Below are 22,142 nucleotides of genomic sequence, written 5' to 3' on the forward strand. Positions count from 1 at the left end.
TCGCGCAACGGCGGGGCCCACGGGCACCGCGGGGCGCGGCGAACCTTGAGAGCCGGATACTGCGAGAGCAGAAGGTCGATTTAGACGACGGTAAGGAAGCTAGCTTATTTGCTTGCGAAGCCCGCCGGGAGGCCCCTCGGGGCCGCGGCGCGGGGGAGGCCCCCCGCGAGACGCTCGAACGGAGAGTTCGATCCTGGCTCAGGACGAACGCTGGCGGCGCGCCTAACACATGCAAGTCGAGCGGTGACCAGCCCCTCGGGGCTGCGATCAGCGGCGAACGGGTGAGTAACGCGTGGGCGACCTGCCCCCCTCACGGGAATAGCCCGGGGAAACCCGGGGTAATGCCCGATGCCCCCGGGAGAGCGCATGCCCTCCCGGGGAAAGCCCAGGCGGAGGGGGATGGGCCCGCGTCCCATCAGCTAGACGGCGGGGTGACGGCCCACCGTGGCGACAACGGGTAGCCGGGCTGAGAGGCCGGACGGCCACATTGGGACTGAGACACGGCCCAGACTCCTACGGGAGGCAGCAGTGGGGAATATTGCGCAATGGGGGAAACCCTGACGCAGCGACGCCGCGTGCGGGACGAAGGCCCTCGGGTCGTAAACCGCTTTCGGCGGGGACGAAGTTGACTGTACCCGCAGAAGAAGCCCCGGCTAACTACGTGCCAGCAGCCGCGGTAATACGTAGGGGGCGAGCGTTGTCCGGATTCATTGGGCGTAAAGCGCGCGTAGGCGGCCCGGAAAGTCGGCGGTCCAAACCCGGGGCCCAACCCCGGGGCGCCGCCGATACTTCCGGGCTCGAGTCCCGCAGGGGATGGCGGAACTCCCGGTGTAGCGGTGGAATGCGCAGATATCGGGAGGAACACCGGTGGCGAAGGCGGCCATCTGGGCGGGCACTGACGCTGAGGCGCGAGAGCCGGGGGAGCGAACAGGATTAGATACCCTGGTAGTCCCGGCCGTAAACGATGGGCGCTAGGTGTGGGGGGCAACACCCCCCGTGCCGAAGCCAACGCATTAAGCGCCCCGCCTGGGGAGTACGGCCGCAAGGCTAAAACTCAAAGGAATTGACGGGGGCCCGCACAAGCAGCGGAGCATGTGGCTTAATTCGAAGCAACGCGAAGCCGCCGCGTGTTGCCATCAGGCTATGCTGGGCACCCGCGCGGGACCGCCGGCGTCAAGCCGGAGGAGGGTGGGGACGACGTCAAGTCATCATGCCCCTCACGGCCGGGGCCGCACACGTGCTACAATGGCCGGCACAGCGGGCTGCGACGCCGCGAGGCGGAGCGAATCCCACAAAGCCGGCCCCAGTTCGGACCGGGGGCTGCAACCCGCCCCCGCGAAGCCGGAGTTGCTAGTAATCGCGGATCAGCACGCCGCGGTGAATGCGTTCCCGGGCCTTGTACACACCGCCCGTCACACCACCCGAGTCGTCTTCACCCGAAGTCGCCGGCCCAACCCGCAAGGGGGGGAGGCGCCGAAGGTGAGGGGGGCGAGGGGGGTGAAGTCGTAACAAGGTAGCCGTACCGGAAGGTGCGGCTGGATCACCTCCTTTCTAGGGAGCCCGCAGCGGGCGAACGAAGAAGAGAAACCAAGAACCAAAGCTTAATTGTCGACGCCGCGGGGGAGCCCCCCGCGCCGCGCCCGGCGGGCGTCCGCCGCCCGGCCTTCCACGACTCTCGCGGTACCCGGCCCTGGGGGCTCGCCCCCGGGCACCTTGAGAGCCGCATAGCGACGAGAGGGAAAGAGATCTTCTCAGATTCGACGGTCATTTTTTCAACGGCCAGGGCACATCATGTGCCCGCGGCGCCCGGCCCGAGGGGGCCGGGGTGTCACGGGCGCGCGGCGGATGCCTAGGCACGGGGAGCCGATGAAGGACGCGGCAAGCCGCGATAGTCCCGGGCGAGGCGCACACGGCCTTCGACCCCGGGGTCTCCGAATGGGGGAACCTGAGACGCGAGGGCGTCTCGGCCCGAGGCGAACACATAGCCGAGGGCTCGGCAACCGGGGGAACTGAAACATCTAAGTACCCCGAGGAGAGGAAATCAAGAAGAGACCCCCCGAGTAGCGGCGAGCGAAAGGGGGCCAGCCCAAACCGGCGGGCGCTGACAAGCGCGCGGGCGTTGCCCCGCCGGGGTTGAGGTGCGCGTGCGGGGGGACCGCGAGCCCCCCGCCCAGTCACAAAGGGCGGCGCGAGCCGAACCGGCCGGGAAGCCGGGCGCCACAGGGTTAGAGCCCCGTAGGCGAAGCGCCGCCCCTGGGCACGCGCCACCAGAGTACCGCCGGGCACGTGAAACCCGGCGGGAAGCAGGGGGGACCACCCCCCAAGGCTAAGCACTCCCCCGTGACCGACAGCGGACAAGTACCGTGAGGGAAAGGTGAAAAGCACCCCGGGAGGGGAGTGAAACAGCGCCTGAAACCGCGCGCCCACAAGCAGTCGGAGCGGCCGTAGCGCCGTGACGGCGTGCCTATTGAAGAATGAGCCAGCGAGTCGCGGCCGGCGGCGAGGCCAAGCTAGAGGCGAGCCGCAGCGAAAGCGAGTCCGAACAGGGCGACATCGAGTCGCCGGCCGCGGACGCGAAGCCGGGCGAGCCACCCCGGGGCAGGCCGAAGCGGGGGTAAGACCCCGTGGAGGGCCGAACCCACCGGCGTTGAAAAGCCGGGGGACGACCCCGGGGTAGGGGTGAAAGGCCAATCAAGCCCGGAGATATCTCGTTCTCCCCGAAACAGCTTTAGGGCTGGCCCCGGGACTTCCCGGCCGGCGGTAGAGCACCGGATCCCCTAGGGGGCCTCGCAGCCTGCCGAAGGGAACCGAACTCCGAACGCCGGCCGGCCACATCCCGGGAGTCAGGACGCGGGAGCTAAGTTCCGCGCCCGAGAGGGAAACAGCCCAGACCGCCCGCCAAGGCCCCAAAGTCCGTGCCGAGTGGCAAAGGATGTGCGCCTTCGCAGACAGCCAGGACGTTGGCTCAGAAGCAGCAACCCGTCCAAAGAGTGCGTAACAGCTCACTGGCCGAGTTGGCGCGCGCCGACAATTCACGGGGCTAAGCACGGCGCCGAAGCGGCGGGCTCGCCACGAGGTGGCGAGCGGTAGGGGAGCGTCCCGCGCGCGGCGAAGCCGTCCCGGCGAGGGGCGGTGGAGCGCGCGGGAGCGAGGATGCTGGCACGAGTAGCGAGAGCTGGGCGGGAATCCCAGCCGCCGGAAGCCCGAGGTTTCCTGGGGAAGGCTCGTCCGCCCAGGGTCAGTCGGGGCCTAAGGCGAGGCCTGAGGGCGCAGCCGATGGACAGCGGGTCGACATTCCCGCACCGGCGGCGCGCGGCAAAGACGCGAGGCGGTGACGCCGGCGACATGCGGGTCCGGGTTCTGGACGTCCCGGTCCCCGACGCGCGGGGCGGCGGAAGTGAAGCACTCCGCCGCGAGCCCCGCGCCAGGGGGGAAGCGAGTGCGCGAACCCCGCGGAAGGCCGGCCTAGAAAAGCCGCTGGCGAGCGCGCCGCCGCCCGTACCGAAACCGACACAGGTGGGCTGGCAGAGAATGCCGAGGCGATCGGGTCAACCGCGGTCAAGGAACTCGGCAAAATGGACCCGTAACTTCGGGAGAAGGGTCGCCCCCGCGAGGGGGCCGCAGCGGATGGGCCCAGGCGACTGTTTACCAAAAACACAGGACTCTGCTCAAGCCGAAAGGCGACGCATAGGGTCTGACGCCTGCCCGGTGCCGGAAGGTCACGCGGAGGGGTCAGCCGCAAGGCGAAGCTCCGAAGCCAAGCCCCGGTAAACGGCGGCCGTAACTATAACGGTCCTAAGGTAGCGAAATTCCTTGTCGGGTAAGTTCCGACCTGCACGAAAGGCGCAACAGAGGATAGGCGGGAGGCGAAGATGCCCGGGCGCCAGCCCGGGCGGAGCCGCCCTTGGAATACCGCCCCCGCCTCCCCGGCGTCCTAACCCCCGGCCGCAGATCCGGCGGGGGGACCGTGCCAGGTGGGTAGTTTGACTGGGGCGGTCGCCTCCCAAAGAGTAACGGAGGCGCGCGCAAGGTCCGCTCGGGACGGTCGGCAACCGTCCTTTTGAGTGCAAGAGCGCAAGCGGGCTTGACTGCGAGGCACACGGGCCGAGCAGGTGGGAAACCAGGCTCTAGTGATCCGGCGGCCCGGCGTGGGACGGCCGTCGCTCAACGGACAAAAGGTACTCCGGGGATAACAGGCTGATCTTCCCCAAGAGTCCACATCGACGGGAAGGTTTGGCACCTCGATGTCGGCCCATCGCATCCTGGGGCTGGAGCAGGTCCCAAGGGTATGGCTGTTCGCCATTCAAAGCGGTACGCGAGCTGGGTTCAGAACGTCGTGAGACAGTTCGGTCCCTATCCTCCGCGGGCGCAGGAGGGCTGAGGGGGGCTGTCCCTAGTACGAGAGGACCGGGACGGACGGACCTCCGGTGCACCGGTCGTCAACCAGTGGCGCAGCCGGGTAGCCGCGTCCGGTCGGGATAAGCGCTGAAGGCATCTAAGCGTGAAGCCCGCCCCGAGATGGGCCCTCCCTTCGGTAAGGCCACACGAAGACCACGTGTTCGATAGGCGGCAGGTGCAAGCCCCGCGAGGGGTTGAGCCGAGCCGCACTAACCGGCCGAGCCCCCGAGCCCCCAAGCGGGCCGAGGCGCCGCGGGCCGAAGACCGCAAGAGAAGAGAAGAAGCACGTCCCTCCGCCGCTGTGCGGCCCCCAGGGCGCCCGAAGCGGGCCCCGAGGGCGCGATCGAAGAGCGCCGCGCGCGAGCCGGCGGTCCTGGCCCCGGGGGCACACCCGGTCCCGTACCGAACCCGGAAGTTAAGCCCGTGGGCGCCGAGAGTACTGCGGCCGCAGGGCCGCGGGAGGGTAGGGCGCCGCCGGCTCGCGCGAGGCGCTGGCGCCGCCGGCTCGCGCGAGGCGCTCTGCGCGCCGACAGAGCAGAGACGCACAGGAGGGGCCCCGCGAGGGGCCCCTCTCGCGTTTCGGGGGGCTGTGCGCGAGGTCGCCCCGCCGTGCGTCGCCCCGTATTGCCTTTTGCTTCCCTTTCTCGTTATTCTTTCGTGTAAGGCAGAAATGGAGAACTTTTTGGCCCGTGCATCGAAAGGCGTTTGATACTCCTTCCGACTGGGCTGCCTTTTCATTTCTGTCCACGTCAACATGAGAAGGGGGCTTGTATGTCGTACGCTGATCGTTCTCTTACCTCTGTTTCGCGACGCACTTTTGTTCAGGCTGCTGGCGTTGCTGCCGGTGCTCTTGCTCTGGGCTCCATTGCTTCTGGCGACGCAAGGGCAGCAGAGAAATCTTCCTCAGATGACTCGCCTGCTCTGCCAAAGGACGGCACGTATACGACGTCTGCGTCGAGCTTTGGCTGGACAGGCCCGATGGTCTGCGATGTTACGTTTAAGGACGGCAAACTGACCGATATCCAGGTCGTGTCTGAGACGGATAGTGCAACCGGCGAGTGGTTTGCTTCTGCGCGCGACCTGCTCATTCCCCGCATCATTGAGAAGCAGTCTATTGCGATCGATGGCATTGCGGGCGCGACTGTTTCCTCAAGTGCCATCATGATGTGCGTTGCTGAAGCTCTTGATGCTGCTGGCTGCACGGACAATGAGGCATGGCACGGTGATTTACCTGCTGAGGAGAAGGCGACCCAGAAGCTCGACGGATATGACGTCGTTGTTGTTGGCTTAGGAGGTTCCGGCATTCTGTCGTTCTGTGCGGCAGCATATAACGGGGCCAAGGTTTTTGGCATGGAAGCCGCTGGTAAGGTAGGTGGCGACTCTGCTTGCACCTATGGGCCCATGGCGCTGAACAGCGAGTATCTCAAGGCCCTGTATACCGAGGGCAAGGACTACATCGATGAGGCTGATGTCTACGACACGTGGATGTCCTATGTTGAGTCTGATGAGAAAGCCGATGTCATCTCCGAGGCTGTGCACCGGTCTGGTTCTTCGCTCGACTTCTTTAATGAGAACTTCGGTTTCGAGTTTGAGGGGCGCGGCCTTCTCGGTAGCTTTGTTCGCCCTGACTGGGATAAGCTGTGGTGCGTCTACTCGGCGGATGACGGCAACACGTCATGGAACGCCCTGGGCCCCAACAAGACGTTCCAGTTTACGCGTGCGCTCGATAGGGCTATCGAACTGAGCCCTGACTCTTCCTATCAAACGGAGCTTCGCGCTGAGGAACTCATCATTGATGAAGCGGGTATTGTTACAGGAGTGCGTGCGACGGCATATGACGGCACGCCGTATGAGGTCTATGGCAAGAATATCGTACTTGCTACGGGCGGCTTTATAGGCAACGCCGACATGATGACCGAATATCTTGGCGCTCCTACCAATACGCTGGGCGTCACGCTCAACAACGGCGCCGGTATCCAGATGGGCCTCGCGGCGGGTGGCGCGCTCTTTGGTATGAAGGCGCTCCCGATGATCCATATCTCTCAGGTTGCGAACATCATTCGCTCCGACGAGCTGACGGCTGACCAGAAGGCCGTGCTCACCGCGCTTGCTCTGACGACCGAGAAGCCGATGGTGACGATCGCAGGCGAGCCGTGGGGCGTCCCCGGCGACGATGGAACAGCCGTAACCGATGTCGTGTATGCGCCTGGCTATCGCTATTATGTTGTATACACGCAGGCTGATATCGATGGGCTCAAGGAGAAGGGCCTGTCCGAGACGCAGGCGACCCTCACGTCGATGTTCATCAACCAGGGCGGCGCGCTCCCTGCGGCGGGGACGCCTGTCTCTGACATCGATGACATCCTTGCTGTGGGCGAGAAATACCTGAACGTTCTCTCTGGCGAGGGTGCAGCCGGTCTCGCAGGCGTGCTTGATATGGATGCCGCCACGCTTGAGGCGACGCTGACAGATGCAGGTGTTGATCCGACCGTAAAGCTCTATGCAGTAGCGTGCTGCGGGTATGCATATGCGACGGTGGGTGGTCTCAACGTCGACGCGAATATGAACGTGCTGCGGGAGGATGGAACGCCGATCGAGAACCTCTACGCTGTCGGCCAGGACTCTGAGGGCACTTGCAACGCTGACGGCAAGCCTTACACGCCTTGGGGCGGCCAGGCGCAGTCGTGGACGTTCGTTTCCGGTCAGATTGCGGGCACGAAGGCTGCGGGTGCCGAGCTATAGGAACGCGATGAAAGGGTGACGTACGAGAGCGGGGCGGTTCCCAAGGGGCCGCCCCGCTTTTGGTATCTTGCGTGTGCCGACGTTATTCCTCGCTCTCCGGCTTTGCCGACACGGGCTTTCCGCGCGAGAGCAGCATGCCGATCACCAGGAAGACGACAGTGGGGATGACCCACGCCATGCCGATGTCGGCCAGGGGCAGCGCGTCGAGCGGTGTCCACAGGCCGGGTGCGAAGGCGTCGCGCAGGGCGTTGATCACGCTGACGACGGTGGCAGCGCCTACGGCCAAGGGCCAGGACAGGCGGAATCGGTCGAACAGGCGGTGTGCCATGCCCATGAGCACGAGCACGATGGCCGGCGGATACAGCGCGCCGAGCAGCGGCATGGAGAACGCCAGGATTGCGTCGAGTCCCAGGTTCGAGACGAGGCAGCTGAACGCCGCGAACCCGATGGCCCAGGCGGCGTAGGGCACGCGCGAGAATGTCTCGGCAAAGTATGAGGCACAGCAGCTGATGAGTCCCGTGCACACGTTGAGGCACGCCAGAAGGAATATGGCGGCAACGATGATGGTGCCGACAAGGCCGAAGTGCGCGTTGGCGGATGCCGTGAGCACGGCGGCACCGTTTGTGACGCCAGGCATGTCGGGCCCCATGGCGACGCCCACGAACGCGAGTCCGCAGTAGACGAGCGCCATGAGTACGCCCATGAACAGGCCGGCCTTGGCGATTTCTCGTGTGACGCCTCCGGTGCTGGTCACGCCCATCGTGCGGATGTTCTGCGCGATGACGATGCCAAATGTCAGCGATGCGAGCAAGTCCATCGTCTGGTAGCCCGTCAGAAAGCCCTGCACGCCTGCCGCGCTGTCGTATGGCGCGACGGCCGGGGTCGCGTCGGGCCGCGGCGTGAACAGGGCTGCGCCCACGACGAGCACGATCAGGATGATGAGTGCCGGCCCCGTGATGCGGCCGAGCAGGCGCGAGATCTTGCCCGGCTTCATGGCGAGTACGGTTGCCACAACGAAGAATGCCACGGAGAACGCCGCGCGCACGATTTCGAGCGGGGCCTGGTCGGGCAGTAGGGGCACAAGCATCTCAAACGACGTGGACGACGTACGGGGGATGGCGAGACATGGTCCGATGGACAGGTAGATGAGGATGACGAACACGGAAGCGAACGCTGGGTGAACGCGCCCTCCGAGCTTCGTGAGATTTCCGGCAAGGGCCGTCGCGATGACGCCCATGACGGGCAGGCCGATTCCGGCGACGAGGAAGCCCGCCGTGGCGGCGACGCTATCGGTGCCGGCTTGGGCGCCGAGCAGCGGAGGCAGGATAAGGTTGCCTGCGCCGAAGAACATCGAGAACAGCGTCATGCCGACGACGAGGCCCTGTGCGAGGGATAGCGAGGAGCGTGTGGCTGGGGTGGTTTCGGTATCCGATACTGTCTGATGAACGGGTGTTGTGCTGGTCATACGAAGCTCCCTGTCGATGCTGGCTGCGAAGGGGTGGGGTGAGTAGAGATTCGATAACGTCATGCAAAAGCGATGATAGTACAATTTCGAAGACGATGACGAGATACCGCATCTGAGCTGGGCGAAAGGCCACACGCAGGGCGGACGGATGGTGAAGGGGCAAGCGTGAATATTCAAATCTTCGGCACGAAGAAAAGTTTTGACACCAAGAAGGCGGAGCGCTACTTCAAGGAGCGTCGCATCAAATACCAGTTCATTGACCTGCGAGAGAAGGGGCTGAGCAAGGGGGAGCTGACCTCGGTGGCCCAGGCGGCGGGCGGGCTGGACGCCCTCATCGATCCCAAGGCAAAGGACGAGGACTTCCTCGCGCTGCTGCGCTACACCCCGGAGGCCATGCGCATGGAGAAGGTGCTCGAGAATCAGTACGTCCTGCGTGAACCCATCGTGCGCAATGGCCGTCAGGCCACGGTTGGCTATCAGCCTGACGTCTGGAAGGGGTGGGAGTAAGGCAATAAGCCCGCCGGGCTTCTCCCGTCGCTGTCCGATGGCATCAGGACTGGTTTTGTCGCATGACTTCGGTATACTGCACAATTATGTGTAAATGATTTGATTCGGAACCATTTTTATCCGAATATGCCGAGGTCTTGCAAGAGGCGGGAGGGGGAGTCCACATGACGTTTCTCGTGGTACTGCTGGTGACAGTGGCGCTTGTCTGCGTACTCAAACAGCCGATCAAGCGATGGCCGTTGCTGTTCTACGGGATTGCAGTTGCTCTTGTCGTGCTGTTTATTGCCGACACGTACCTGACGATTCCGCGTTTTATTCACCAAGGGCTGCTTGTTCTCATACATAGGTGCATGCTTGCGACGGCGCTGTTTGCTATCGTCATGTACATCGGGGCGCTGCCGCATGGTTCGAAGGCGCGCGGCTATCTGATGCCCATCCGCGGCGAGCTCTCTGTCATCGCATGGATTTTATCGCTGGGGCATGTGGCGATGTATATCACGCCGTACGTGACGATGGCGTCGCGCGGCCTCACGGGGGCGAACGCGCACATTTTCCTGTCTCTCGCAGTAGCCCTTATCGTGTTCGTCCTTCTCATCCTCTTGGGCGTCACGTCGTTTGCCACGGTGAAGCGTCGCATGAAGGCGCGGTCGTGGAAGCGTCTGCAGATGCTGGCCTACCCGTTCTTCGTGCTCGTGTACGTGCACCTGATGATCATCCTGCTGCCATCGGCCCTGCTGGGTGGTAGGACTGCTCAGGCAAGCGTCGTCGTGTATTCCGTGCTGTTCATTGGGTACATCGTGCTGAGGATCTACCGAGCTGTGCAGGATCGCAAGGACGCGGCCATCTCGGTGGCGGGATGCGAGGCGGCGTAATTTGACAAGGTTCAGTCGGTGGCTGCCGAACCTGAGCTCAAGCAGGCTCGGCAGCTCTTGCCATTGCCGCGCGAGCGCTGTTTTGTGGCCGAGAATCGAACTCGTGAACGAGCCTCTTGCGCGGGGCTACCCAATTCGCTGACGTTTTCCCAGGTGGCCCGTTTGGGTGCGAGGGTTTCGTGCCTCCAGGGTGCAAGCGAGGTATTCACGAGTCAGGTTTCTGGCCGTCGATGGCGCCGAGATCGGCAGCGAGCCACCTGTCGCATGCTTTGCGGGTAGGTGTCCCCGCTATGCTGGCTTACGATGAAGCGATGAGGTCGGCACGCAAGGAGCTGACGCGGTTGATTGCGGTGCCGACGTTCTCGCGTGCGGCGTTGATTTCCTGCTGAACGGCGATGTCGACAACAAAGTTGTCGAAGAGGAAGTCGGCAAGCGTGAGGAAGTCGCCCATCTCGATGTGCAGCTGATTTACCTCGGCAACGCTGGAGAGCTCGCGTGCGAACCGCTGCACGGACTCTCGTGCTCGCTCGAGACATGCGCGAGCATCGTTTATACGGCGGTGCTTCACAAACGTGCCGATGGCGCCAAGTCCCATTATGTCCGCCAGGCCCCAGCTGGAGGCGCGATCCAGCTTGTCACGGGCTTCACGAAGGCGCTCGAGGGCTTCGTCGGCAGCAGCGATGGCCTCTTTGATCCCGCCACTCCGGTCGTTAGAAACTGACAAGTCGGAGCTCGACACGGCTGGCCTCCTTGCTTTCTCGGGGGCGGTGGCCGACGCGGGCTTCTCGCACCCTCGGAAGACGGCTGTCATCGCGCTCATTATGTCGTCCCTGCAGGCGCTGCGATTATGCGGCGGGCTCTGTGCCGAGAGATTAGCGAACGGGAAGAGGGTTGGCCATTGCGCCGCGGTACCGTTCGGCAAGGGCTGCGCTGGCAAAGAGGGCGACGGGCTCGAGATGGGTCGAGAACTGCCGGGTGAGACCTCCCTCACCGGTGATGCGCTCGACGGCTTGGGCGTCGGTGACGACGTTGCCGAGGATGGCGTCGACTCCGGCGGCAAGCAGGGCAGGGCTAAGCGTGGAGCTCGGGCCCCAGACGACGGTTGTCGCGCGTTCGGACAGCTCGAGTAGCCGAGGCATTGTCTTGTTGATAAGGGCTGACGCCGTGATGAATGCGAAGTCCTGGCTGGGTAGTACATACTCGCAGGCGGGATCGGGCAAGTCGCCCTCCCTGGGTATGCGCTCGAGTATGGTGAGCTCGCATATGTGGGCGAGGCGCTCAGCGAAGGGTGCGTGACCGACGAGGCAGACGCGCCTGCCGTGCACCAGTTGCTCGAATCCGCCAAAGATGCCGGTGCGCTCGCCAACGATGACACGGGGGTTATCATTGGTGGTGGGGAATGCCTCGGGCCGGTTCACAACGGCATTTATGGCAGCAAGGCCAAGCGACGCGTCGGCGAAGTTCCAGGATTTCACGTCGGCCATGAGCTCGGTTAGGGGCGTGCCAGCAAGATTTCCGCAGCGGGTGGGATGCCTTCCGGAGGGCTCGTCGAGTGTGAGCGCGAGTCCAATGGTGCCGGCTGCAGGTGCGTCCTCTGAAAGCGCGTCCAGCGCCGCCCGAACGGTTGTCCAGATGGGGGAGATGCGAGCGGCCGTCACGGTCGGCGAGTGATTGATGGCTGCGGCTTTGTCTTCCCCTGTGGAACCCTTGGCGGGGGCGTGCGACATTTCGCGGCGTGCTGCCTCAATCAACGCGTCGTATAGCTCCCACATCGGGGGCGCCCCCTTTCGAGAGAGCGGGGCAAGGGGGCGGCTACGCGCGTCCTCGCCCCGCTCTCGGGCCTTTAGCGTTTTGGATGAGGTGGGCCGTGCCCGCCTTCTCGCTCGGCTTATTTGTTCTCGCTTGCCGGCGGCTGGTACGTTAGTACGCGCTGTGCCTCGTCGTCGGTGAGATCGTAGCCGTAGAACTCATGGAAGAAGTCCTTGACCTCGGCCACCATGTCCAGGTCTTCAAAGAGGTCGGGGTGCAGATCCTTCGCGATCTGCTCCATGAGCAGGAAACAGTCGGAGCAGTAGTCGGTCGGGCCGAGGCCGTGCAGGTTGACGAAGACGTTGCCATCCTGGACCGCCTTGATCGGCGCGAAGTTAGGATCCTCGGTGACGAGCTCCTTGTTGTCGACGCGCCCCATGACAATGTGGGAGGGATTCCACTGGATGATTTGCTCCATCGTGACATCGACCATCGTCTGGTCGAGATCCTTCGTCACGAGGTCACCGCCTGCCATGTCTACGAGCCAACGCGTGTTGGAGACGCCGCCGTGTGCCGTCGTGGCTTCCGGGCCGCGGACGTAGTAGACGGTTGGCAGATCTTCTTTGGCGATCTTGGATGTCTTGCTTGTGATGAGCTCGGCGCGCTTGTCCACCCAGTCGCACCAGCGCTTGGCACGCTCGATGGCTTCGCCGCCAAAGACCTCGGCCACGCCGGTGATCTCGTGCTTCTTGAACGTGAGGAACTGCTCCCAGTTCTGCACGCCGCTGTTGGCGACCTGCGTCGTGAAGACGGGGATGCCTAGGTCCTTGATCTTTTCGATCGTGTCGGGATAGGAGTCCCAAAAGAATACGACGTCGACGCCGGCGCTCGAGAGCTCTTCGAGGTTGGGCTCCTGCGCATTCTCAACGGCGGGAACGTTGGCATACGCAGGGCAAACGACCTTGGACCAGCCTGACTGGCCGTTCTTGTTGCCGGTGAGGGCGACTTGGTCCCACGCGCCGAGCATGATGACGGACTCAAAGCTCGGGTGCACCATGACGGCGGCGTGCTTGATGTCGACCGGCAACTCGACGTCGATGCCGGCGAGGTCGTTAACGACGTGGGTGCCGCCCGCCTGCCCGTCTTGGGCATTCGAGCCTGTGGGCGCGTCCTTGGCGTCGGACGTCGAGTCTGCGGCCACGGCGAGGGCGGGGACGACGAGGGCCGCGCCTCCGAGAGCGGCGATGCCTCCGACGAAGTTTCGCCGGCTGAGCTGGTGGCGCTGCGTGTGGCTGGCGTTGACGTGGCCGTTTTGGCTGTGCTGATTGTGCATGCGAATCCCCCTTGGACGAGGTGCTCGTCCGGCGGTTGTTTGCGGTCCCCAGAGCGAACGCCGCCGGTCATGACGCCCTGCAGTATACGACTTCTTGTGAGAACAGATATACCTTTTGGGAGAAAAGCGACCAATGGGCCAGTGCGGACTCGGTAGCAACTCTTTTGATGGCAGCGGTCAAGTTCTGGTGGCTCGGGAGGGACTCCGGTGGCTCCCGAGGCCTCTCTTTGTCGAGCCGGTGTCGTTTGGCGGGCAAGAATCGAGCTCGTGAACTATCCCCTTGTAGGAGGCGTCGCTGGCGACAGCGTTTCCCCAGGTAGCGCATTCGGGTGCGGGGCGATGGGCCTTTGCGGGCGCAGCGGGGGCGTGCACGAGCTCGCTTTCTGGCCGCGAATCGCGTCGGGATTGACGAAGCGCATGAGGATGTCGAGGGGCGCGGTGGTCGGCAGTCCCGGCTCCTGCCGGCTCACCGTCACCTCGCCCCTCGAAAGGGTCCTGCTTATGCTGTATATGCTGGCAGCTTGTCGACGTCCGTCTAGAAGCTCTGCGCGATGTGTTCGGCGGCAATGCGGCCGCTGTTGAGAGCCGTCATGATGCTGTAGCCGCCGGAATACAGCTTGGACATGATGTTGCCGCCTTCGCAAACCTCGCCCACGGCGTAGAGGTTTTCGACAGGTTCACCCGCCGACGTGACCGGCTGGCAGCTCTCGTTGACCTGCAGACCCACAAGACCGCCGATAACGCACGGAACGATCTCGCCAGCGTAGAACGGTGCCGTGCGCACGGGATACATGCTCTCGGCTGGCGTGCCAAAGACGCTGTCGGCGCCTGCCTCGCTGTCGGCGTTGTACGTCTCTACGGTTGCGACGAGTGCGTCGGCGTCGATGTCGCATACTTCGGCAAGCTCCTCGAGCGTGTCGGCACGCTTGACGTTGCCTGCCTCGACCCACTGCTCGAACGTTTCGGCGTTCTCGCTGTCGGCGTCAATGATCGCGAAGAGGTGGCCGTTCGGTGCCTGTGCGATGTTGTATGCGAACTCGAACTCGTCGCCCGACTCGTCGCCCACACGCTTGCCCAGCTCGTTAACGATGACGGCATGCCGGCCACGATATGCGTTGTTCAGCGAGCTGAAGATTCCGTTGCGCGCGTCCGTGCCGAAGTAGAGCAGGGCGCCCTCACCGCAGTGTGGGATGTCGAGGTCGGCGGTCATCGCAAAGGCATCGCCCGTAGAGCCTGCGGTGCACCAGGGGATGTAGCTTGGGATGAGCTCCCCGTTGATCTCCTTCATCGCATCGGCGTTCTGAACGAAGCCGCCGCAGGCGAGCACGGTCTTCTTTGCGTGCACGACGTAGGAGGCGTCGCCTTCCTTCACACGGACGCCCGCAACGGCGCTGCCGTCCATGACGAGCTCGGTCGCGGCCGCTCCGCAGCGGATCTCGACGCCAAGCTGGCGCAGCTTTGTCTCGAGGAAGTCCGCCAGCGCATGGCCGCCCTCGTTTGTGAGGGCACGCGTCGAGCCGTCGGGCTGGCGCAGCTGGATGTGGCCGGACGCACCGACCGTCTGGTAGCTGTGACCGGAGCGGCTCTGCACGCCGCCGGTGCTCGTCGTGAACGGGCCGCCGAACTCGACGAATTTCTGCACGGTGTCGACGCTCTTCGAGGCGATGGCCAGGGCGAGCGGCTCGTTGACGCCCCAGGAGTTGCGAACGCGCAGCAGATCGACGAGGTCCTCTGCCGTGCTGTGGCAGCCCGAGACGTCGCTTGCCCTCAGCCCGTCGATGACGGATGTGCTGCCACCTGCCAGCGCCGTCGAGCCACCGGCGAAGTCAAGCTTCTCGAGCACGAGCACGTTGAGGTCGTTCTTAACGCCGTCAAACTCGGGGCAGACGAGCTGGAGCGCGCACGTCATGCCGGCGCCACCCGCGCCGACGATGACGACATCGACGTCCTCGTCGGCGCGTTTGACGGAAGCGGTCGGGGCCTCGACGTCAAATTGGTCTGCCAGCCCGAGCCCCTCGAGTGCCTCGCGGACGGCTGACAGGATGGCGAGTGAGGTGAGCGTGGCGCCGGACACGGTGTCGACGTTGGTGGACTGTGCTTCGACGATGCGGGCGGGCATGAGCTGGATGGCGGTTTGGCCGGGGCCGCGCGACTCGATGTTGTCGCCGCACAGGATGGCAGAGATTGCTCCGTTCTCGACGACGACAGCTACGGGCACGTCGCCTTTTGCGCCAATGCCGGTGCCGAAGCCAACTTGAACGCCCGCACCCGCCTCGCTTGCCAGCGCAGGCAGGGCGGCGAATGCGGAAGCGGCCAGGCCAGTTGCGGCAAGGCCGGAGATGAGCGTGCGGCGGGTCAGTTCCATTGTTGTTTCTCCTTGAGGTAGTGAGACCGGTCGATTTTCTGGTGGCCTCGTTTGACACGTGCTCGGAGCACCTCGGATCGCCCTGCGGGGCGTGCTCGGCGCTGTCTCTGTGATACGATGAATCCCGGCTCGTCGCTGTCCGCTGAAACGGGCATTTCTATCGGCCTGTCGTGTCCTACGAAACGTTCGACAGCCTTTACCTGGGAGAATGCCAATGACAGCCATGCAAGATGTGCGAATGATTCCCGGCGAGCTACCGTTTCTTCTGGCATATGTGTGCTTGGGAGCGTGGACGGCCCTCGCTATCAACATGCAGGCCATTCTGGATCCCCTGGCGAAAGGCGCCGATTTCGGCCTGACGCTGTTGCTGGCGTGGATGTCAGGAAGGTTTGCTTGCGCTGCCCTGGTGTCCCTTCTTGGAGGACGGACGTTTTTGCGTTTCGATCGCGCCGTGCTACAGGGCGCGTCGCTTGCGTTCGTGGAGCTGGGGACGGTGATGCTGGCATGCGCCGCAAATGGGTGGCTCGGCTCGCCTGCCCTGACGTGGGTCGGGGCGGGTGTTGCCGGGGCGGGAATCGAGCTGGCAAACCTGCTGTGGCTTGAGCTTCTGTCGCGCGGGAGTTTTTCCTCGGCTCGGGTGGTCATCATCGCGGATGCAGGCTTCAAAGCGCTCGTCTCTACGATGGTTTTCGTGCCGCTCGGTATCGCACTTGCTGCGTGTCTTGTTCTGCCTGTCCTTGGGGCACTGTGTTACGTTCGCGTGCTACGTTCTCGTGGCCGCAGCGAGGAGACGGTCGTCGCAGCTGATGGGGCGCAGTATCGCCTTTCGTGGAGGACAGCAGTTCCCGTTGGGGTTGGCGTGGCGCTGCTGTACTTCGGTTCGCATGTCATGCAGGGTTTTCCGGTCGAGCCTGCACTCGGATCGATGCCCGCAGGTCTTGAGTTGTGGTCTGTCGTCGTCGGCCGGTGGGTCGCGCTTTTTGTGCTTGTGCTGCTGCTCACCTGGGCTGACGAGATGCGCTTCGAGGTGCTCTTTTCTGGGGCAGCTCTCGTTGCGATCGGTGGCTTTCTCGGCATTCTGTCCGATGCGATGCCTCAGGGCTACGCTGTGTTTTGCGCACTCACGATGGCGGCATGCGTTGTGGCAGGCAAGGCGTTCGATCTCGTCATGGTGTCGGTTTCTGGTCACGCCAACGTGCCAGCCTTGCGCGTACTCGCGTTGGGAGAGGCTGTTGTCAGCGCCAGTCACCTGCTCAGTATCGTTGCAGCAATGGTTCTGGCTGATGTCTTGACGGGTGCCGATGCGGCTGGAACGCTCCATATCGTATGCGTGGCGTGCGTTGCACTTCTGGCGGTTTCGGGTATGTGGCTGCTGCGCGATCGCGTCATCAACGCGTTTCTGTGGGAGCGCGGGGGCGCCGAGGCGGGTGAGGATACCGGCGTGGATGGATGTCGGAGCGTTGCGGAGAGCGGTTCGCGCGCTGTGGAGCGCTTGGCGCAAGAGCACGGCCTGTCTGGGCGGGAGACGGAGGTGGCAGCCCTTCTTCTGGCGGGTCGGAGCATCCCGTATGTCGCGGACGAGCTGAGCGTGAGCGAGTCGACGGCCAAAACGTATGTTGGCCGCATCTATCGAAAGTGCGATGTCCACAGCCGGCAGGACTTCATTACGCTGGCGCATTGCGGGTAGAGGGCGGCGCCAAGACGTGAAAGGGGCCGCGCCAGAGCTGATGTGCTCGAACGCGGCTCCTTTCGTGAGGATATGCTGGGTGCGCGGGGACTTCCTACTCCCGCCCGGTCCAGCAGTACGTGCAGACCCTCTCGCGGTCGATGCCGATGGCCTCGAGCATGCCGTCGAGCGACTGGTAGCTCAGCGAGTCGAAGCCCATCTGCTCGCAGATCGTCTTGAGCAGGCACTGGCCGCGCTCCGTGCGGGCGTCGGCGTACTCGTCGAGGTGCTGCTGGCCCCCGTCGCCCTCGAGCTGCTGCACGACCCGGCGCGCGATGAGGTCCATGTCGGACTTGCCGCTCGAGAAGCTCAGGTACTTGCAGCTGAACATGATGGGAGGGCACGCCGAGCGCATGTGGACCTCGGCCGCGCCGGCCCCGTACAGGAAGTCGACCGTCTCGCGCAGCTGCGTGCCGCGCACGATGGAGTCGTCGACGAACAGCAGCTTCTTGCCGGCGATGAGCTCGGGCACGGGAATCTGCTTCATCTTGGCGACGTGGTTGCGAACCTCCTGGTTGGCGGGCATGAACGAGCGCGGCCACGTCGGCGTGTACTTGATGAACGGGCGGGCGAACGGCGCTCCGCACGCGTTGGCGTAGCCGATGCCGTGGGGCACGCCGGAGTCGGGCACGCCGGCGACGTAGTCCACCTGCGGCAGCACGCCGCGCTCGGCCTCGTCGCGCGCCATGATCTCGCCGTTGCGATAGCGCATGACCTCGACGTTGACGCCCTCGTAGTTCGAGTTGGGGTAGCCGTAGTACACCCACAGGAAGGCGCAGATGCGCATCTGGTCGCGTGCGGGCGAGAGCACCTCGCAGCCGTCTGGCGTGATGCGCACGATCTCGCCGGGGCCCAGCTCGCGCTCGGTCGTGTAGCCGAGCTTCTGGTAGGCGAACGACTCGAACGCCACGCAGCGGCCCTGCTCGTCGCGGCCCACGAGCACGGGCAGGCGGCCCATCTTGTCGCGCGCTGCGATGATGGCCCCGTCGCGCGTCATGACGAGCAGCGTGAGCGAGCCGTCGATCTTGTCCTGCGCGTGCCTGATGCCCTCGACGAGGTCGTCTTTCTGGCTGATGAGCGCGGCGATGAGCTCCGTGGAGTTCACGTCGCCCGAGCTCATGGCGTTGAACTGGCTCTGTCCCGACGCAAGGCACTCCGCGACGAGCTGCTCGGCGTTGTTGATGGCGTCCACGGTCGTGAGCGCATACGTGCCGTGTTTTGAGCGGATGAGCAGCGGCTGGGGATCCTTGTCGCTGATGCAGCCGATGGCGCTTGTGCCGTGGAACTTCGCGATATCGTCCTCGAAGCGCGTGCGGAACGGCGCATTCTCGATGGAGTGGATCTGACGCTGGAAGCCGGCCGCCTGGTCGAGCACGATCATGCCCGCGCGGCGCGTGCCCAGGTGCGAGTGGTAGTCAACTCCGAAGAACTCGTCGAGCACCACGTCCTTGCGCGATGACACGCCAAAGAAGCCGCCCACAGACGCCCCCTCTCATCCGACCCGTACGGACCCCTTTGCCGAGGTTCTCGCGGGTGTGCCTCTCCTCCCGATGCGCCGGGTGAGCGAGCGCGGCTCGCCGGCACGTGAGCCGAGGAGCCGGCGACGCCACGGCGCTGCCTTGAACGAAGCATACAGGATAGCGGCTCGCAGGTGGGGGTACAGGTGGCCACGGACAAGAGCGATAGGCGCGCCACACCATTACCATTAAGATAAGGATAGTGGTGAACTAAACGGTTAAAGTTTTCTCATACGCCGAGGTGGGGCATATCGTTTTACATTGTTGACTGTCAACCGTCGTTAACGACTTTGGGATAAGGATCATGCCGACCGTATGTGTCACTCGATGCTTTGTTTTTGAGAGCGCTTCGGCCTGATAGAATCGAAAGTCTTGTTGTCTTGCATGTTTTCTGGCCGTGTGCCCGCTGCATTTTGTTGCCGTTCGACGTACTGGGGGATTGCCATGTTTACATCCGCCCCTCATCCCATAGCCGAGGCACCCGCTGCCCCACGTTCTCTGTCGAGGAGGCGTGCCCTTCTTCTGTTTGGCGCCGCCCCCCTCGTGGCGGCGGGCGTCGTGCACCGGCTAGTCTCGCCGCTTGACTCGGGTGCTCGCGTCGCGGTTGCAGAGGAGGCTACGGCTGCAGCGCTCTCGTCAGCCCAGGAACGCTACGCGCAGGTGCAGGCCCAGATCGACGACCTTGCGTGGCAGCAGCAACAGCTCAGCATCGAGCTGGATGCCACGCTCAGCGCTATCGAGGTAAAGCGCGGGGAGATCGACCAGACGACGGCTGACATTGACGTCACGCAGGGCGAGCTCCAGACGTGTCAGGACGAGCTGGCCGTTTACGTTGAGAACGGCTATAAGTACGGTGACGCCACAGCCCTGGACGTGCTGTTGTCGTCCAGGACGTTCGAGGAACTTTCGACGAACATCTTCTACCTTGCGAAGATTAACGACGCTGAGGTCGAGCTCATCAACCGGACGCGCGAAGTCAAGCGGCAGCTCGAGGAACAGCAGGCGGCGCTCGAGGCCCAATATGCCGAGCTTGACGGCCTGCGCCAGGAGCAGGAGGCGCAGCTCGCCGACATGGAGGCGCGCCAGAACGACGCTTACGTGCTGTTGAGCGGCCTTGATGCCGAAGTGCAGGCGCTGACGGAGCAGTACAACCAGGAGCTTATCGCCCAGGCTCAGGCAGCTGCGGAGGCGCAAGCCGCCGCTGAGGCGGCAGCCGCCGCAGCGGCGGGCTCGGGCGGCGGGAGCAGCGTCGTCACGGGATCGGGCTCGGCGAGCGCCGTCGTCAATGCGTGCTACGCGACGCCCTCGCCGGGGGCGGGCTACTGCGCGGCATGGGTGACGAACGTGTTCCTCAACGCGGGCATCGGCGGCTTTTACGGTGATGCGTGCGACATGTATGCGTCGTGGTGCTACAGCTCGGATCGTGGCTCGCTACAGCCGGGCATGATCGTGGCCGTCTCGTCGCACAGCCACACGGCCGCTGGCCAGGTGTACGGCCACATCGGCATCTACGTGGGCGGCGGCACGCTCATGGACAACATCGGCAGCATTCGCAGCATCGACGTTGACAGCTGGATCTCGTACTACGGCGACACGGTGACGCCCCGCTGGGGCTGGCTCGGCGGCGTCGCGCTCGGGTAGGGGTGGGGCGGGCGTTCGTCAGCCGGCTCGGACCTAGGGGAGAGCGGGGCTGCTCGCGTCGATGAGGGCTACGAGCTCCTCTCGGCTGTGGACGCTGGCCTTGCGATAGATGCGCCGCGTGTGCGACTTGAGCGTTCCGGGCGCGATGCAGAGCTCCCGCTCGATGTCGCTGGGCCCTTTGCCCTGCGCAAGCAGTTGAAGCACCTCCCTTTCGCGTGGGCTCAAGCCGATCCGCGCGGCTAGCTCCTCGCAGGCTTGCCCGAGCACGTCCTGCTCGCTGCGGCCCGCGCCACCTGTCAGCTCCTCCATGCCGAACAGCGCTGCGCCCCAGCGTGCGTACTCGCGCTCTGTCAGCAGGACGACGCTTGCGACGATGACGAGGATGACGAGCGCTACGAGCACCGCTGGGCTGTCAGGGGCCAGCGGCACTAACCCGCGATCCAGCGCCAGCCCCACGCCGTGCCCACCCAGGCTTGTGAGCATGATGAGCTCCTGGATGCTGCAAAGAAATGCTGCGGACACGCCATAGCGATGTGCCAAGTCGCACAGCAACACGGTGAGCACGAGGAACATCAGCGCGTAGCCCACGCATACGAGCAGATCGGCGACGCCGCTGCCCGTCGACAGCGAGGCAAACGTCACGAGCAGCCCGCAGCTCATAAGTACGAACGGCGTGCGGTAGAGATACGTGAAGTCAAACCGGTGCGAGAAGAAGTACACAAGGCAGAAAAGCGTCATCGATGACAGGAGCACGCCCATGGTAAGCATTCCATCGGCGAAGGGGGCGCTTGCCTGACGCACGCCAAGCACGAACTCGTAGACGCCTAGGGCAATAGCGAGGCGCCAGGGGAACTGAACGGCGTGTGTAAAGCCGCCAGGCCGCTCCGATGGGGGGATGCTTGTGAGCCCCCAGCGTAAGCAGATGTGGGAGAGAATGGGCAGCGCAAGTAAGGCCAGCGCGAGGCGCATGCCGTTCAGGCCGCCGATGAGCCATCCGAGCAGCGAGCCGAACAGAAAGCCTCCGGCGACATAGAGCACGATGAGAAACGAGCCGAAGCAACTTTGGAGCTCGGCCCACAGCAGGATGCCAAGCGCGATGCCAAACCCCACGACCAAACCGCCGATCAGGGCGAGCGGCAACGCGGCGCTTTGGGCAAGAGGTTCGCTGCCGGATGGGCCTGCCACGCTCGAAAGAGTGCCTACCGCCAGAATGAGCCCTGCCCCGGCGACCATGAGAGCCGTTGCAATCGTCGCGGCGGAGCGACGGTCGCTGAGGGGTAAGAAGCGCCGCCCCGCCGCGACGCAGGCGACGAATGCGGGCACCATGCCGATGACGACGATGTCCGGTCCAAGCCATGTGACCCCAGATATACCTGACAGGATGGTTGCGATTTGCCCGGATGCGACGTCGTAGAACGCGCGGACAAACGCAAAGCCGAACAGGCATGGAGACAGGAGGCGCAGCTCGGTGAGCCGCCGTCCGACGCGACCTGGGGCGTCGCTTCCGGGGGGCACGTTGCTGCTCACCGGTATGGCCCGCCGTTCCTGCACGGGGATCGTGCTTGCGGGCAGGCTGTCTGCCTGGGCGGGCACCGGCGAGGCGCCCCGCATGTCGACGGGGCTGGCGGGGCTTGCGGTGCTGCCGTGGCGCATGACGGTGACTCCTTTCGTGGCGCACCACCTCTGAGCTGGGCGGTTTACATCTCAGGTTACAAGGTTACCACTGGGTGCATCCCGCGTTGATGCTGACGGGACGACTGTGTGCTGCCTACTGTGGGAGCCGTACCGCAGCGGGACACGTGCGGCGCCGTTGCGCCTGCCTGACAT

12 protein-coding genes and 3 rRNA genes are annotated in these 22,142 nt (G+C 64.3%); 8 read left to right on the top strand and 7 right to left on the bottom strand.

Annotated elements, in window-relative coordinates:
- The first annotated feature begins 175 nt into the window (after nt 1-175).
- From KHZ24_03215 to KHZ24_03230, 4 genes are all read left to right on the top strand, one after another.
- A 16S ribosomal RNA gene (locus KHZ24_03215) occupies nt 176-1,551 on the top strand.
- A 267-nt stretch (nt 1,552-1,818) separates the two neighbouring features.
- Nucleotides 1,819-4,632: ribosomal RNA gene (locus tag KHZ24_03220) — 23S ribosomal RNA — on the top strand.
- 129 nt (nt 4,633-4,761) lie between these two features.
- Nucleotides 4,762-4,878, top strand: a 5S ribosomal RNA gene (rrf, locus tag KHZ24_03225).
- Together the 16S, 23S and 5S rRNA genes form the textbook arrangement of a ribosomal RNA operon.
- A 291-nt stretch (nt 4,879-5,169) precedes the next feature.
- Nucleotides 5,170-7,140 (top strand): FAD-binding protein, encoded by a 1,971-nt coding sequence (locus KHZ24_03230; protein ID MBS5450208.1) that lies wholly within the window; start codon nt 5,170-5,172, stop codon nt 7,138-7,140.
- Nucleotides 7,141-7,222: 82 nt separating this feature from the next.
- On the opposite strand, the gene brnQ is transcribed toward KHZ24_03230, so the two are convergent.
- A complete protein-coding gene (brnQ, locus tag KHZ24_03235; protein ID MBS5450209.1) occupies nt 7,223-8,605 on the bottom strand; it encodes a branched-chain amino acid transport system II carrier protein in 1,383 nt (460 codons plus the stop codon).
- Nucleotides 8,606-8,770: 165 nt separating this feature from the next.
- Here brnQ and KHZ24_03240 point away from each other — a divergent pair, with 165 nt between their 5' ends.
- Together KHZ24_03240 and KHZ24_03245 are read left to right on the top strand one after the other, a co-directional pair.
- A complete protein-coding gene (locus KHZ24_03240; protein MBS5450210.1) occupies nt 8,771-9,112 on the top strand; it encodes an ArsC family transcriptional regulator in 342 nt (113 codons plus the stop codon).
- 164 nt (nt 9,113-9,276) lie between these two features.
- Nucleotides 9,277-9,984, top strand: a complete 708-nt coding sequence (locus KHZ24_03245; protein ID MBS5450211.1) for a ferric reductase-like transmembrane domain-containing protein — start codon at nt 9,277-9,279, stop codon at nt 9,982-9,984.
- Between the two features lie 298 nt (nt 9,985-10,282).
- Here the strand turns inward: KHZ24_03245 and KHZ24_03250 are convergent, their stop codons facing one another.
- From KHZ24_03250 to KHZ24_03265, 4 genes are all read right to left on the bottom strand, one after another.
- On the bottom strand, nt 10,283-10,708 hold the full coding sequence (locus KHZ24_03250; protein ID MBS5450212.1) for a hypothetical protein: 426 nt from the start codon (nt 10,706-10,708) through the stop codon (nt 10,283-10,285).
- Nucleotides 10,709-10,856: 148 nt separating this feature from the next.
- The gene (locus KHZ24_03255; GenBank protein MBS5450213.1) at nt 10,857-11,756 is read right to left on the bottom strand and encodes a DUF364 domain-containing protein; all 900 of its coding nucleotides are present in this window, start codon (nt 11,754-11,756) and stop codon (nt 10,857-10,859) included.
- Between the two features lie 116 nt (nt 11,757-11,872).
- Nucleotides 11,873-13,066, bottom strand: a complete 1,194-nt coding sequence (locus KHZ24_03260; protein MBS5450214.1) for an ABC transporter substrate-binding protein — start codon at nt 13,064-13,066, stop codon at nt 11,873-11,875.
- A 535-nt stretch (nt 13,067-13,601) separates the two neighbouring features.
- Nucleotides 13,602-15,431 (bottom strand): FAD-dependent oxidoreductase, encoded by a 1,830-nt coding sequence (locus tag KHZ24_03265; GenBank protein ID MBS5450215.1) that lies wholly within the window; start codon nt 15,429-15,431, stop codon nt 13,602-13,604.
- Nucleotides 15,432-15,654: 223 nt separating this feature from the next.
- On the opposite strand from KHZ24_03265, the gene KHZ24_03270 reads away from it, so the two are divergent.
- Nucleotides 15,655-17,118, top strand: a complete 1,464-nt coding sequence (locus KHZ24_03270) for a helix-turn-helix transcriptional regulator (GenBank protein MBS5450216.1) — start codon at nt 15,655-15,657, stop codon at nt 17,116-17,118.
- A gap of 94 nt (nt 17,119-17,212) precedes the next feature.
- Here KHZ24_03270 and KHZ24_03275 read toward each other — a convergent pair whose 3' ends face one another.
- Nucleotides 17,213-18,637 carry an amidophosphoribosyltransferase gene (locus KHZ24_03275; GenBank protein ID MBS5450217.1) on the bottom strand — a complete coding sequence of 475 codons (1,425 nt, stop codon included), beginning with the start codon at nt 18,635-18,637 and terminating at the stop codon, nt 17,213-17,215.
- Nucleotides 18,638-19,217: 580 nt separating this feature from the next.
- On the opposite strand from KHZ24_03275, the gene KHZ24_03280 reads away from it, so the two are divergent.
- Nucleotides 19,218-20,315: a hypothetical protein gene (locus KHZ24_03280; GenBank protein ID MBS5450218.1), complete on the top strand. Its 1,098-nt coding sequence runs from the start codon at nt 19,218-19,220 to the stop codon at nt 20,313-20,315.
- A 33-nt stretch (nt 20,316-20,348) separates the two neighbouring features.
- Here the strand turns inward: KHZ24_03280 and KHZ24_03285 are convergent, their stop codons facing one another.
- Nucleotides 20,349-21,968, bottom strand: a complete 1,620-nt coding sequence (locus KHZ24_03285; GenBank protein ID MBS5450219.1) for a hypothetical protein — start codon at nt 21,966-21,968, stop codon at nt 20,349-20,351.
- Nucleotides 21,969-22,142 lie beyond the last annotated feature (174 nt).

The organism is Coriobacteriia bacterium, from assembly GCA_018368455.1.
In the GTDB taxonomy this organism is placed as follows: Bacteria; Actinomycetota; Coriobacteriia; order Coriobacteriales; family UMGS124; genus JAGZEG01.

Bases quoted from the DNA above. Each gene is read 5' to 3' on its own strand.
- KHZ24_03265 (MBS5450215.1), bottom strand. From the start codon at position 15,431: ATGGAACTGACCCGCCGCACGCTCATCTCCGGCCTTGCCGCAACTGGC.
- KHZ24_03285 (MBS5450219.1), bottom strand. From the start codon at position 21,968: ATGCGCCACGGCAGCACCGCAAGCCCCGCCAGCCCCGTCGACATGCGG.
- KHZ24_03260 (MBS5450214.1), bottom strand. From the start codon at position 13,066: ATGCACAATCAGCACAGCCAAAACGGCCACGTCAACGCCAGCCACACG.
- KHZ24_03255 (MBS5450213.1), bottom strand. From the start codon at position 11,756: ATGTGGGAGCTATACGACGCGTTGATTGAGGCAGCACGCCGCGAAATG.
- brnQ (MBS5450209.1), bottom strand. From the start codon at position 8,605: ATGACCAGCACAACACCCGTTCATCAGACAGTATCGGATACCGAAACC.
- KHZ24_03230 (MBS5450208.1), top strand. From the start codon at position 5,170: ATGTCGTACGCTGATCGTTCTCTTACCTCTGTTTCGCGACGCACTTTT.
- KHZ24_03270 (MBS5450216.1), top strand. From the start codon at position 15,655: ATGCAAGATGTGCGAATGATTCCCGGCGAGCTACCGTTTCTTCTGGCA.
- KHZ24_03245 (MBS5450211.1), top strand. From the start codon at position 9,277: ATGACGTTTCTCGTGGTACTGCTGGTGACAGTGGCGCTTGTCTGCGTA.